Source organism: Clostridium sp. AF19-22AC, from assembly GCF_003479085.1.
Classification (GTDB): Bacteria; Bacillota; Clostridia; order Lachnospirales; family Lachnospiraceae; genus Faecalicatena_A; species Faecalicatena_A orotica.
Window position 1 is genome coordinate 1 of record NZ_QUGN01000047.1, and the last position, 12,694, is coordinate 12,694.

Annotated in this window: 10 protein-coding genes; all 10 read right to left on the minus strand. The window is 47.8% G+C overall.

Annotated features, from left to right (window positions below):
• Positions 1-27: 27 nt before the first annotated feature.
• Positions 28-981: a response regulator gene (locus tag DWX43_RS26495; RefSeq protein ID WP_243099491.1), complete on the minus strand. Its 954-nt coding sequence runs from the start codon at positions 979-981 to the stop codon at positions 28-30.
• A gap of 211 nt (positions 982-1,192) precedes the next feature.
• On the minus strand, positions 1,193-2,626 hold the full coding sequence (locus DWX43_RS26500) for a PTS transporter subunit EIIC (RefSeq protein WP_109731192.1): 1,434 nt from the start codon (positions 2,624-2,626) through the stop codon (positions 1,193-1,195).
• 20 nt (positions 2,627-2,646) lie between these two features.
• Positions 2,647-4,950 (minus strand): glycoside hydrolase family 95 protein, encoded by a 2,304-nt coding sequence (locus DWX43_RS26505; RefSeq protein ID WP_118623050.1) that lies wholly within the window; start codon positions 4,948-4,950, stop codon positions 2,647-2,649.
• Positions 4,951-5,055: 105 nt separating this feature from the next.
• Positions 5,056-5,898, minus strand: a complete 843-nt coding sequence (locus DWX43_RS26510) for a MurR/RpiR family transcriptional regulator (protein ID WP_118623052.1) — start codon at positions 5,896-5,898, stop codon at positions 5,056-5,058.
• Between the two features lie 164 nt (positions 5,899-6,062).
• Positions 6,063-7,073: an aldo/keto reductase gene (locus DWX43_RS26515; RefSeq protein WP_109731195.1), complete on the minus strand. Its 1,011-nt coding sequence runs from the start codon at positions 7,071-7,073 to the stop codon at positions 6,063-6,065.
• A 21-nt stretch (positions 7,074-7,094) separates the two neighbouring features.
• Positions 7,095-8,027, minus strand: coding sequence for a 1-phosphofructokinase (gene pfkB, locus DWX43_RS26520; protein ID WP_118623054.1), 933 nt, complete (start codon positions 8,025-8,027; stop codon positions 7,095-7,097).
• Between the two features lie 11 nt (positions 8,028-8,038).
• Complete coding sequence (locus tag DWX43_RS26525; RefSeq protein ID WP_109731197.1) at positions 8,039-9,088, minus strand: galactitol-1-phosphate 5-dehydrogenase; 1,050 nt, start codon at positions 9,086-9,088, stop codon at positions 8,039-8,041.
• 1 nt (position 9,089) lies between these two features.
• A complete protein-coding gene (xylB, locus tag DWX43_RS26530) occupies positions 9,090-10,610 on the minus strand; it encodes a xylulokinase (protein WP_118623056.1) in 1,521 nt (506 codons plus the stop codon).
• A gap of 21 nt (positions 10,611-10,631) precedes the next feature.
• Positions 10,632-11,627 carry a LacI family DNA-binding transcriptional regulator gene (locus tag DWX43_RS26535; RefSeq protein ID WP_118623058.1) on the minus strand — a complete coding sequence of 332 codons (996 nt, stop codon included), beginning with the start codon at positions 11,625-11,627 and terminating at the stop codon, positions 10,632-10,634.
• 2 nt (positions 11,628-11,629) lie between these two features.
• Positions 11,630-12,478 (minus strand): class II fructose-bisphosphate aldolase, encoded by an 849-nt coding sequence (locus DWX43_RS26540; protein WP_109731200.1) that lies wholly within the window; start codon positions 12,476-12,478, stop codon positions 11,630-11,632.
• Positions 12,479-12,694 lie beyond the last annotated feature (216 nt).

Consider the following 12,694-nt stretch of genomic DNA (forward strand, 5'->3'; position numbering starts at 1 on the left):
ATTTTTTCATTTAACTATTGACATTTATTAGCTGGACTTCTCACAGTCGAAGATCACCCCACCGCCTTTTGTATAGCGGTATTTCAGCATCTCGGCCGCCGAATCGTATGACTTATAAAGCTCATCCAGAGAATTCACATACTTCCCGATTCCCATCGAAATGCTCAGTTTCATCGTATCATATACGGTCTCTTTAATCTCACTGCATATCTTCACAGCTTCGGCTGCAAACTCCTTTGGTTTGTTTGTATGGAAAAGAAGGCAGACCCGGTTATCCGAATCCCTGTATGCCAGACCGGCCTTGTGGTTCCCGACAATCTCACTGGAGATATTCTCCACCACAAACGACATCAGTGCACTCTCCTTCTTCAGCTCGTCATCGACCTCATACAGGTCTGAATAAACATCAATATCCACCGCCACCACCCGGTAGGAATCCCCCTCCACCGAGATCCCGAATTCCTCCAGCTCCTTCAGGCTCGTCTCTACTTCCTGTGTCCCTTTTACAAGGCGTGACAGTGTTCTGGAAATAATCAGGGATTCGTTCTTTGTATAGCTGTGGTAAACTTTCGTCAGTTCATCCATCTTCTGCTCCTGCTGGCGCTCACTGTCCAGTTTCTCCTTAATCCTGACAAGAACCTCGGAGAGTTCCTTCGCAGTAACAGGCTTCAGAATATACTCAGCCACCTTGTACTGAATTGCCATTTTCGCATATTCAAAATCACTGTAGCCACTAAAAATAATAATGGTTGTCTGGGGAAAGTTCTCATATACAAACTTACTTAACCCCATTCCGTCTATGTATGGCATACAGATATCCGTGAGCACTACATCCACCGGATTCTCCTTCATAAACTCTATTGCATCTTTTCCGTTCTCACAATCCTTCGCCAGTTCAAATCCAAGCTTATTCCATTCAATTTTGGCGCTGATCGCTTCACGCACCAGAATTTCATCATCTACCAGTAATACCTTGTACACTGCTGTTTCCTCCCGTGTAAACAAATTAAACGACATACTAAGAATAGTATACATCACCCAAAGAGATTGTGGAAGATTTTTTTCAACCTTGAGGTCAGCCTTGAGGCTGCCTTGAGGGTTCCGGCCCTGTGTTTCAGGCATGAGATTCCATATAAACATCTGCAAAAAAGTACAGCCTCCCTCCAGATTGAGAAAGACTGCACATAGCGTTTTATTTATTAGTTTCCTGAATCACATTTTTGCCGAAAATAAGCATCAATACGATTGCTGCAACAAAGCTTACCACGCAGGCCATGATCGCCGCAACCGTCGTGGAATCAAATCCTACAGCCGGATTAATGGTCTGGAGCCAGCCAAACACACCGTTCACTCCGTAAATATACTGTTTTACCCCTGCTGCACCGATAATCGCACCGCCGAATCCGGATGCGATACAGGCCAGTAAAAAGGATTTCTTATACTGCAGGGTCACACCGTATACACACGGTTCCGTGATTCCAAACATGGAAGAAATCAGCGCAGGCCCACATATGGACTTCAGTTTCTTATTTCTTGTCTTCAGAAGAATGACTAATACGACCCCTGCCTGCCCGAATGCAGATGCGAGCCCTGCAATGGTAATCGGATCAAAACCAAGCGTAGCCAGATTGTTGATTGAAATTGCAACAAATCCCCAGTGTACGCCGAACATGACGCATACCTGAATCAGCGCACCATACAAAAATCCTGCGATGGTCGCATTTAAATTAAACAGTGCCGACATACCTGCTCCCAGCAGGCTGCTGATAAAGCTTACAACCGGTCCGATGATAAGCAGTCCCAGAATCACGCTGATTATAAGTGTCAGTGCCGGGACAAGGAAGGAACGAAGCAGGTCCCCGATCCTCTTTGCAAGGAACTTCTCCACTTTTGCTGCAAAATAGCAGATGATAATAACAGGAATAACAGAGCTTGCATAATTCATCAGAATCACGGGGATTCCGAGAAATGTCACATATACCGGTGACTCGAATATCGTTCCGCTAAACGCGGTGAATAACGGTTCCCCTGCCATAATCACAGCGATGGAGGGATATACAAGAGAAGCACCGATTGCCATGCCAATAAACGGGGTCCCGCCAAACTTCTTCATTGCCGTATACCCGAGGAATAATGGCAGGAAGTTAAAGAAGCTGTCTGCCACTATATTCAGGATCTGGTAAGTACCATCCCCGGCTGACAGAAGCCCCGTTGCCGTCAGAAGTGCCAGAATTCCTTTAATGACACCGGTTGCCATAAGCATTCCCAGCACAGGGGTAAATACGCCGGAGATCGTGTCCAGAAGACGGCTGCTTACTTTTTTATCCTTCATCTCTTCTTTAAACTCTTTTGCATCTTTGAGTTCCGTATTTTCTCCGTCCAGACTGTACATTGCCGTCATCTCTTTATACACGTCACCAACATGCTGCCCGATGACCACCTGAAACTGACCTCCGCTTTTGATTACAGAGAGAACACCTTCGATCTCCTTGATTCCTGCCTCATCAGCCTTTGACTCCTCTTTCAGTTTAAAGCGCAGTCTTGTCGCACAGTGGTATGCACTGATAATATTCTCTCTTCCGCCTATTTTGGTGATGATCTCTCTGATCATTGCTTCATATTTCATTCTATTTATCCACCCTTTCATTAGAATTTTATGATTTTATCCTCATTCTTTTTAAAACTTATCTTCACAGATTTCCTGTTCTCATCCATCATCTGTACACTTCCGTCACGCAGCCCGTGAAGTTTAACCTCCACAACATGCCCGCCAGCCCATGTGAAATCTATCACACATCCACACTTCAAATGAACCCCGGTTACCCTTCCCTCTTCCAGTTCTTCCGGCAGGGCCCCCAGAAGATATACCTCTTCCCGGAAATCCTGTACAAGCATTTCCATAATACCTGCAGCCCCGCCAAAGTTACCGTCTATCTGGAACGGGGGATGGTTATCCAGCAGATTATCAAGAGTCGCATTACTTAGCAGTTCCTTCAGGTTCTGCCATGCCTTTTTTCCTTTTCCCAGCCGTGCATAAAATAAAATAATCCATGCCTTGCTCCAGCCTGTGTGTCCGCCTCCTGATTCAAGTCGTCTCTCCAGCGTCCGCTCTGCCGCTTCCAGAAGTTCGGGCGCACCGCCTATCCTGATCTGGCTGCCCGGGTAAAGGGCGAACAACTGGGAAATGTGCCGGTGCCCCCTGTCTATTTCCTCATAATCACTGCGCCACTCCTGAATCTGGCCATGTTTCCCGATTTTTAAAGGCGGCAGTCCATTCAGATGCTTTTCGACATCTGCATACAGTTCGTCTTTCACTCCAAGGCCGGCTGAGATTTCCAGAAAACCACTGAACAGTTCCCGCAGTATCTCAATATCCATCGTCGGCCCCATACACAGGCAGCCGAATTCTCCTTTATCATTCAGATAGATATTTTCCGGAGAACTGGAAGGTCCGGTGATCCAAAAACCTTCTGCATCCTGAACCATATAATCCATAAAGAACAAAACACTGTCTCTCAAAATATTAAAATACTCCTGAATAAATGCTTCGTCCTTTGTATACTGGTAATGTTCGATCAGGTGCAGGCAGAGCCATGCCCCGCCCATCGGCCAGATCGTCGAGGTTGTATGGTTGTCCTGCGGTGCACAGTCCCCCCATATATCTGTATTGTGATGGCAGCAAAAGCCCCTCGCTTTATACATTCGTGCGGCAACGTCCTTCCCGTGTCCATGCATCTTCTTCAAATGCTCAATCAGTGGAAGGTGGAGGGCGGAAAGGCCTGTTTTTTCCGCCAGCCAGTAATTCATTTCTATGTTAATATTAATCGTATACTTTGACCCCCATGCGGGTTCGAATTCTTCATTCCAGATTCCCTGGAGATTTGACGGGAGGCTGTGTTCCCGGCTCGAACTAATCAGCAGGTATCTAGCATAATCATAGTAAATATTGATAAGTCCGATATCCGAACTGCCTTCCCTCATCCTTGCCAGACGCTCTGGTACTGTATATTGTTTTCCCCCGTCGTCTGATTTCAGGTACAGTCTGCCTGCATTAAAATATTTCTGGTAATCACAGACATGTTCCGCTTTCAGTTCTCTGACGCCCCGCGTACATGCACGCGCGAGAGCCTCTATGCACCACTTATGGGGATCGCCGCTACGGTATGTCGTCCTGCCGGTAATATAAAGTACAGCCTCTGCCGCACCTTCTACGATTATACGGCTGCCCATACTATACCGGGTTCCGCCCGATGCTTCTACCCGAACAGCCATTTCAAACCCGATTCCGTCCCGGTTTCCCTGCCAGCCATGAAGACAGATCGTCCGGTCATCCAGTGCACAGACACCATCACAGTAAGAAGCTCCCCGGCCGCTCCGGTTGTCCTTCCTTGTCGCAGACACCTCGAAATTCAGCAGGTTCTTCCCGTCCGCTTTGATTCTGCAGACAATCACCTCTGCCGGATAAGATGCAAAATACTCCCTTACGTGTGTCCCGCCTTCCGTCCGGTAGGACATGCCTCCCGTGGCCGTTTCCAGGTCCAGATATCTTTCATAGTCCGAGACTTCCTTCTCCTGTATCTTAACAACCGGAAAATGATCTTTCGTATATTCCAGCTGATGCCCGTCCTGCATGTCCGCAAAATCAATCCAGACATCACCGAGCGTCTGATAATGGCGCATATGCGGATATGTTCCATACATGCTTCTGGCCGCAAGTTTTTCGGCTTCTCTGACATTCCCGTCATCCAAAAGTCTTCTGACCTTATCCAGATTCGCCCCTGCATCCGGATTTACCCTGTCCATAAATCCACCGGACCAGACAGAATCTTCATTCACCTGTATCCGTTCAGATGCAGTCCCGCCGAAAAACATGGCGCCCAGAAATCCATTTCCGACCGGAAGCGCCTCATTCCAGTTTTCAGCTTCCTTTTGGAACCACAATTTACTCATCCTCACCTCTCCTCTCTCCTTTTTATATTAGTATTATAGCAACAAAAAAAGAAACTCCTGAAAAGTTCGCATATTGGAAACTCCTTCAGTAATTTCTCTCTTGTATCATCTTTTTATTTCTGTTTCTTCTGTTGTATTTTCCTGCGGGAAACCATAGATCTGCTGGTATCTCAATGCAATCTGCTCTATAAGGAGCTGGTAAAGAATGGGGTGGTTCTGTACCTTGTCAGAATAATCCAGAATCAGGCAGTCATCCACCCGCGGATCATCCCGCATCTTCTCGTTGGATGTAACAAGTACTACCTTTGCCTTTGTTTTATCGAAGCAGGTCTTCTTCGGGCAGCCTTCCAGTCTGGAGTATACATTGATATATCTGCCGGAATTCGAGAAAATAACAAGAACTGTATCTTCTTCTGCATTTTCAATATACCGGGTCTGTTTCATATCGTCAATGGTCGTATAGACAAACTTTCTGTATAGCGACATCTTATACTGGAAGTTTAAAGCCGCTGTCTCCGAATAGACTTCTCCGAAAGCAGCAACCTTCTTATACTCATGGATATCCCTGACAAGGGCATCAATCTTGCGGAAATCGGCCCCTTCAAACAAATGCCGGATATCCCTCGCCAGAACATCCATATAGGTATTCACTCCGTTCTGGCAGATAAAATCCGTAATATTAATCGTACTTCCGTCCTTTGTATATATCTCCTTTTTCTTCTCGCCCATAGCGGCCCACTTAAAATCCGTATAGTCTTCAAAGCCAAGGCCTCTGACAAACTTTGAGATCGTGGATTTCGAAACATTGCACAGCTTCGCAGTCTCCCCGATCGAATTTTCAACAATATGGTCCATATTCTCCATCATCACACTGGCAATATGGTATTCTGTCGTATCCGCATCTTCTCCGTTGATCAGAGTAGCCAGCCGCTGGTATAAAATATACATGGTCCAAACCTTCCTTCCCTCAGCCTCCTGTATAACCATAGTATTATATTGATATTCTCTATATTTTTCTATCATATTACAATTGGATATCAGAAGCAACAGAAATCAAAAATAAAAGCCAGCACGGTAATGAGTGCCGTGCTGGCTTTTATTTATATTCAGACTTATAAAGTTACAATTACTCCGTCTTCATCCCACAAGTCATGCCAGTCTTTCGCGCCTTCCCAGAGGAATACCTGACCCTTAACGAGTCTGTTGTTTCTCTCCAGTGTTGCGATCTTAGCCATTTCCTCGTCTGTCAGCGGATCTTCTGTCATACATTTTAAGTTGCTTACATACTCCGCTTCATGAACTGAGAACGGAATCGGGATCTGGCCTCTCTGGTGTGCCCACTTCAGGGCGATTGTTGCCGGGTGCACTCCGTGTGCCTGTGCGATCTCTTTCATCTCCGGTGTCTGCAGGTCAGCGACATCCTCCGGGCACATATCTCTTTCCGGTCTCTGTGGGGATCCGAGCGGCATGAATCCGATTGGCTGGATATTGTGTGCCACAAGATAATCGAATAATTCCTGCTGCTGGAAACATACATGAAGTTCCAGCTCACATGCTACAGGCATAATCTTCATTTCCGGCAGAACAGCTTCCAGTTTCGGAATTGTCATGTTGGAAATACCGATGTGGCGGATCAGGCCTTTTTCTACCAGTTCTTCGCACTGTCTGTATGTACTCATAAATTCCTCTACACTAAATGGTTTGGAATCCGGGTTGCGGGAATCTACATCACATCCCGGTGCATGATAGTTCGGGAAAGGCCAGTGGATGAAGAACAGGTCGATGTATTCACACTGTAAATCTGCAATGCTCTTTCTGCAGGATTCTTCCACTCTGTCGTGCATATCATTCCATACTTTTGTCATGATATAGAGGTCCTTGCGTTCTACAACACCTTCATCAAATGCAGCTTTGAAAACTTCCCCGATCTGGTCCTCGTTTCCATAGCATGCCGCACAGTCAAACATACGGTATCCACAGCGGATTGCGCCTGCCACTGCAGCTGATACCTGCTCTGCCGTGAATCTGTCTGATCCGAATGTTCCCATACCTACGCATGGTACTTCCTCTCCTGTGTAAAACTTTACTTTTGGCACATCTGCCGGGTTAATACATGTTCCCATAATCATATCTCCTTTTTTCTTTTATGTTAATTTTGTTATCACAACTTCAGGGAAGATTCTTTCCATATCTTCCTTTACGAAAAATCCGGTTTCCTCTCTTAACGCCGCTGCCGCCGATATCGCGCTTGCCTTGCGTAAGATGCCTTCAATCCCCATACCTTCACTCAGGCCAAGGGCAAAGCCTGCAATCATGGAGTCTCCGCAGCCCACGGTATTGACCGCATCAATCTTCGGCACTTTTGCCTGATAGATCCCCTCGTCACATACGACGAAGGAGCCGTCTCCTCCGAGGGAAACTGCAACAATCTCTACTCCCCGCCTGTGGATTTCTTTTGCCGCCTCTATCATTTCCATCATGTTGTCACAGGATTTCCCCGTCAGCATACAAATCTCATCGATATTCGGCTTAATCATGGTCGGGCAGGCTTCGATCCCCATCTCAAGCAGTTTCCCGCTCGTATCCAGAATCACCTTTTTCCCCGCATCCTTCACGATTTTTACAAGCCTCTGGTATGCTGTGCCGTCCAGGCCTTTCGGGACACTCCCGGACATGGATACAACATCGGCCTTCTGTACAAGCTCTTTAAATGTTTCCATGAATCCCTGAAAATCCTCTTCTGTCACCGTGAATCCCGGCTCCAGAAATTCAGTCTGTACCTTGTTTGCCTCGTCCCATATATTGATGCAGGAACGGCTCTCTGCCTCCAGATGATAGAATGCACTTGTTACATGGAACGGTTTCAGAGAATCTTCTATATAATTACCTGCATGCCCTCCGACAAATCCGGTCGCCACTACTTCGGCTCCCGCTATTGCTGCCGGTTTCGACACATTCAGGCCCTTTCCGCCGGGTGTATAGGCACATTCCTTTACACGGTTGACTTCACCTATCCTAAATTCATCAACCACATAGCGTTTGTCAATCGCTGCATTTAAGGTTACTGTCAGTATCATGCCTGAACCTCCTAATCTTCATTCATGAGCAGGACTTTCCCTTTTACAAGCCCCGGCGTCTTGAACATCTGGAACGCTTCCTGTGCCTGACTCATCGGCATTTTCTTAAAGATGAAGCCCGGATCGAATTTCAGCTGTCCTGTTGCAAAATAATGTGCGGTCAGTTCCCATTCTTTTCCTGGGAAAGGTGCGCTGTATGACATCCATGACCCGGTCAGTTTGAATTCTTTACGGTTCATGTTTTCCCACATTGCCGGTGTGAACGTAAGGTCCACATGAGGGGTGCCGATGAAGCATACATGGGCTTTATTTGCAGCCAGCTCAAATGCCATGTACATCGTAGGCGCCTGTCCCGCCGTCTCATATACATAAGCATAGCCCTTTCCGCCGGTAACCGCCATTGCCTCTTCCATATAATTTTCTTTTGTCGTATTGATCACTTCGTCTGCGCCAAGGCGTTTCGCGAGTTCCAGTCTTTCATCACTGATATCGAATACGACGACTTTTTTGGAGCCAAAGATTTTCGCCCACTGCATGGTGAACATCCCAATGGTTCCGCCGCCCAGGATCGCCACATACTGTCCGCCCTGATAGTCATTCTGCAGAAGGCCGTGCAGCGCGACTGTGGATGGCTCAAACATGGCACCCTGCTCATAGGAAACACTCTTGTCAAATACGACCGCATTCTGCTCCGGGAGCACGACGTAATCTGCATTACTTCCCTGCTGTCTGGAGCCGATGAAGCTGTAATGTTTGCAGAGGGAAAAGTTCCCGTTCTGGCAGTCATCACATTTCATACAGGGAAGAAGCGGCGCTCCGGATACTCTGTCTCCGACCTTAACCTTTGTCACACCTTCTCCTACGGCTACCACATCGCCTGAAAACTCATGTCCCAGAACGATGGGATAGAAATGTACTCCATTGTGGAGAACTCTCGGGATATCGGAACCGCAGATTCCGGAAGCTTTTACTTTTACTTTCACTTCTCCCGGTCCTGCCTGCGGCTCCTCATACTCGAGATACTGCACATCCTCGTTTGCACATACAACTGCTGCTTTCATCTTACCTGCCTCCTGTTTTTTTCATTGTCTCTTTTAAATTATGATAAAGTTCCAGATAAATCTGATAATTCTCCCCGTAAGTCCCGGCATTCTCTTGATTTGGCTCATGCTTACGCTTCTCTTCCACTGTCAGCGCAACCGCCTCCTCAAAGCTTTCATACATCCCGACGCCTACACCGGCCAGTATTACTGCCCCTAGCGTCGTTGCCGTATCGGATGACGGTACGATAATCGGTTTCCCGGTAATATCGGATTTGATCTGTGTCCATAGAAGTGAGTTGGCCGAACCGCCCATTGCCCGCAGTACACTCACTTCTGCCCCGGCTTCTTTTGCCACATCCAGGTTGTGTTTCAGTGCGTATGCAACGCCTTCCATCGCAGACCGGATAAAGTGTGCCTTCGTCTTGCTGAAATCAAGTCCGTAAAAGACGCCTTTTGCATCCGGGTCCCATATAGGTGAACGCTCGCCGGACATATAAGGAAGGAATACTACACCGTCACTGCCCGGGGCTACTTTTTCGGCCATCTCGTTAAATAAGGTCAGAGAGCTTTTTCCCTGTCTCTTCCCTTCTTCTCTTTCGTAATCACCAAACTGCTGCTCCAGCCACCTCATGACACCGCCGCCTCCGGTCGTGCCCCCCTGAAGGAGCCATTGTCCGGGAACGACATGATAGCCGAGTATCAGCCTTTCATCCGCTATGTACTTGTCTGTGCAGATGCTCATCCCACCTGCCTGACCGCCCTGCTCCTGCGTCTCACCCGGATGGATCACGCCTGCTCCGAGCGTACCGCATGCCGCATCAAGTCCTCCTGCAACGACTGGTGTCCCTTCCGCGAGCCCGCTTTCCTCTGCCGCCTTTCCGGTCACGGTGCCGATCACCTCATGGCAGGGATGGATTTCCGGAAGAAGTTCTCTTGGGATTCCAAGCTTTTTGCACATCTCTTCATCCCATGTTCCGGTATGCATGTTAAAGCAGTGAAGTCCGTATCCCTGGGACATGTCCTGTGTCATCTCTCCGGTCAGCTTATAGGCAATGTAGCTGTTTGACTGGAGTATCTTATATGTATTCTGATACACCTCAGGCAGGTTCCTCTTGTACCAGATAATCTTTGCCGTCGTGTAGGATGGCTGGAGTGAATTCCCAGAAAGCCCGAATATCTCTTCTGAACCGATTGTTTCATTCAGCTCCTCACAGATATCTGCGGCCCTTGTATCCATCCAGATCGGTGTGTTCGTCAGCACATTGCCGTCTTTGTCAACCGCAATCGCCGACCAGCTCTGTCCGTCGATTCCTATACCAGCAATCTCCCCTGCTGAAATCTGACCCTTTTCCAGTACTTCCCTGACAGCAGAGCATACTGCCTGCCACCATTCCTCGGGATTCTGCTCTGCCCAGCCTGGTTTGGGGTAATACACCGGATAATCGCCATTTGCAGATGCGATCACATGCCCTTCCCTGTTAAAAACGGCGATCTTACATGCACTCGTCCCTATATCAATTCCTAATAAATATTGTTTCATTACTAACCTCCCACGCGGCTATTATACCGATTTTCCTTCCACAAAGCTTGTTTTCAGCTTCACAGCCTGATGCCCGTCAGTATCCCCAGATTCTTCCAGTCTCTTAAGCATCAGCGCCGCCACATGCCGGGCGATCTCTTCCGTAGGCTGCGTCACAATACTCAGTTTCGGGATACTTGCCTTTGCAAATTCCACGTTATCGAATCCGATGAAAGACAGCTCATCCGGTATGCGGATTCCCAATTCATTGATCTCAATGATGGCCCCCATCGTCATTTCGTAGTTCGATACAAAGATTGCCGTCATGTCCGGGTTTCTGGTGACCAGTTCTTTCATTGCCGACGCGCCGCCTTCGATGGTGTAATCCCCCCACGCCGCAAACCTCGCCTCCGGCTCTATCCCTGCTTCTTTCAATGCAAGGCAGTAGCCTCTGTACCTCTCCTGTGCTGTGTAGATATCCTTCGGGCCGGCAATCATACCGATCTTACTGTGTCCGGCTTTCAAAAGCCTCCCGACCGCGTCACGCGCCGCCCCTTCATTGTCAACCAGTACACTGTCACAGTCGACTCCGTCCAGTTTTCTGTCGATCACGACCACCGGCTTTCCGGCTTTCGTAAAACGGTTCAGATATTTTCCCTGTCGCCCGGAGGGCATGATAATCAGTCCGTCCACTCTTCTGTGGAGCAGGAATTCTACCGCTTCTTCCTCGCGTCTCTCATCTGTACGGCAGTCGCAGATCATCGTCGCATATCCCTGGCTTCTGAGCTGGTCTTCTACTTCTGTAATGATCTCTGCACAGAAAATGTTGTTTAGCTCCGGAATGATGATACCGATGATCTTTGTCTTGTTCGTCTTGAGCCCCCTGGCAACCTCATTTACCTCGAAATGAAGTTCCTCTATGGCTTCCTCTATTTTGATGCGGTTCTTTTCTCTGACATTTCCCCCGTTTAAATAAGAAGAGATTGTTGCGAGTCCGAGTCCCGTCTTCTTTGCTATATCTTTGATTGTAGCTGCCATACCTATGCCTTGTGGTCGCATCCACACACTTTCATGCGTTCCATCACCAGTTTCTTTACAGCTTCCATCCCTACAGTGCCAAACTTCTTAGGATCGAAGGTGTCCGGCTTCTCTTCCAGAAGCTTCTTGCCTGCGTCTGTGTATGCAACGCGAAGTTCTGTAGCAAAATTCACCTTGCACATACCGCGCTGTACACATTCCCTGACATCCTCATCACTTAAACCTGATGCACCGTGGAGTACGAGCGGGACGGAAACAACTTTTTTGATTTCGGATACTCTCTCTTTATCAAGGACCGGTGTTCCCGCATAGAATCCATGAGCCGTGCCGATCGCGATTGCAAGAGAGGAAACCCCTGTGCGCTCTACAAATTCCTTTGCCTCTGCCGGATCTGTGTTGGTGTCTGCCTCTGCCTCGAGGTCATCCTCCTTGCCCCCGACCTTGCCGAGTTCTGCCTCTACCGGTATCCCACATGCCTTAGCTACATCCACAACCTTCCTGCTCACTGCAATGTTATCTTCGAAGCTTTCATGTGAACCATCGATCATGACAGATGTATATCCCGCCTTGATCGCCTGTACAGCCAGTTCAAAACTGCTGCCGTGGTCAAGATGAAGACATACCGGCACAGTAGCTTTCTCAGCTTCTGCTGCAACGATTCCGAAATAAGTCTCAAGTGTACCATACTTCACCGTAGACGGAGTTGTCTGAAGCATAACAGGTGCGCGCAGTTCTTCTGCTGCTGCGATCACGGCCTTCACCATCTCCATGTTCTCCACATTAAAAGCGCCCACTGCATAACCGCCCTTTTGTGCGTCCAATAACATTTGTTCTGATGTAACTAATGGCATATGTAATATCCTCCTTTTTGTCAAACCGAAACGTTTCGGTTTTTATGGTTTTATAATAACTCTGCTCTCCGGAAAAGTCAATTGTTAGTTGAAGGGAATTTCATTTTTAGTAATATGTTCTATTTCTCCTTCTGTTTTTTTGTGCAATCCGTATAGAAATACCTGGCGCACCCTATGAATCACGACCACCGGCTTAGCCGGTGGTTTGCTTTGACC

What these genes read in the sequence shown, in the direction of transcription:
- DWX43_RS26500 (WP_109731192.1), bottom strand. Translation starts at nt 2,626, where the DNA reads ATGAAATATGAAGCAATGATCAGAGAGATCATCACCAAAATAGGCGGA.
- DWX43_RS26505 (WP_118623050.1), bottom strand. Translation starts at nt 4,950, where the DNA reads ATGAGTAAATTGTGGTTCCAAAAGGAAGCTGAAAACTGGAATGAGGCG.
- DWX43_RS26510 (WP_118623052.1), bottom strand. Translation starts at nt 5,898, where the DNA reads ATGTATATTTTATACCAGCGGCTGGCTACTCTGATCAACGGAGAAGAT.
- DWX43_RS26515 (WP_109731195.1), bottom strand. Translation starts at nt 7,073, where the DNA reads ATGGGAACATGTATTAACCCGGCAGATGTGCCAAAAGTAAAGTTTTAC.
- pfkB (WP_118623054.1), bottom strand. Translation starts at nt 8,027, where the DNA reads ATGATACTGACAGTAACCTTAAATGCAGCGATTGACAAACGCTATGTG.
- DWX43_RS26525 (WP_109731197.1), bottom strand. Translation starts at nt 9,088, where the DNA reads ATGAAAGCAGCAGTTGTATGTGCAAACGAGGATGTGCAGTATCTCGAG.
- xylB (WP_118623056.1), bottom strand. Translation starts at nt 10,610, where the DNA reads ATGAAACAATATTTATTAGGAATTGATATAGGGACGAGTGCATGTAAG.
- DWX43_RS26535 (WP_118623058.1), bottom strand. Translation starts at nt 11,627, where the DNA reads ATGGCAGCTACAATCAAAGATATAGCAAAGAAGACGGGACTCGGACTC.
- DWX43_RS26540 (WP_109731200.1), bottom strand. Translation starts at nt 12,478, where the DNA reads ATGCCATTAGTTACATCAGAACAAATGTTATTGGACGCACAAAAGGGC.